The 378-nt window shown below is 43.9% G+C and carries 2 protein-coding genes; both read right to left on the bottom strand.

Annotated elements, in window-relative coordinates; all coding sequences use genetic code 11:
* Positions 1-97: 97 nt before the first annotated feature.
* Positions 98-262 (bottom strand): hypothetical protein, encoded by a 165-nt coding sequence (locus EZM41_RS13685; RefSeq protein WP_232619172.1) that lies wholly within the window; start codon positions 260-262, stop codon positions 98-100.
* Positions 252-374 (bottom strand): aminotransferase class I/II-fold pyridoxal phosphate-dependent enzyme, encoded by a 123-nt coding sequence (locus tag EZM41_RS07090; RefSeq protein WP_342449259.1) that lies wholly within the window; start codon positions 372-374, stop codon positions 252-254. The genes EZM41_RS13685 and EZM41_RS07090 overlap by 11 nt, the downstream gene beginning before the upstream one ends.
* Positions 375-378: the final 4 nt, after the last annotated feature.

Here is a 378-nt window from a genome sequence, read left to right as displayed (position 1 = left end):
ATTCTCAGGCGAAAATTCGGGGTTAGCCTTGAGCATTGAAAAAATTATGAAGTTGTGCAACAGAGCAAAGGGAGATCTGGCTTACGGTGTTCTTTTTTCATGCTATATTCTGAAGTTTTCCGGAGTTTTTGGCATCCGAATACCATTGCGAGACTGTCTTTTTGGCAATGTCCCTTTCTGCAGGTGACAGCTTGAGGAGGAGTTTCTTCACCGTCTTAGCCGGCAGTTCGTCAAAGAGCGCAGTACGATCGTCATCGGACATTTCCTCGATAAATGACGTCTGAATGAATTTCATCAGAAACGATAGTTATGTTGTGCTTCAGACATATTTCCCCAAGTTTTGACAGTTCTTTCTCTTTCCAGACCCTCCCCACTGGA

It is taken from the genome of Acetomicrobium sp. S15 = DSM 107314 (assembly GCF_016125955.1).
Taxonomy (GTDB): Bacteria; Synergistota; Synergistia; order Synergistales; family Thermosynergistaceae; genus Thermosynergistes; species Thermosynergistes pyruvativorans.
The sequence above is the reverse complement of the archived record's forward strand: the minus strand, read 5'-3'. Positions and strand labels throughout refer to the sequence as shown.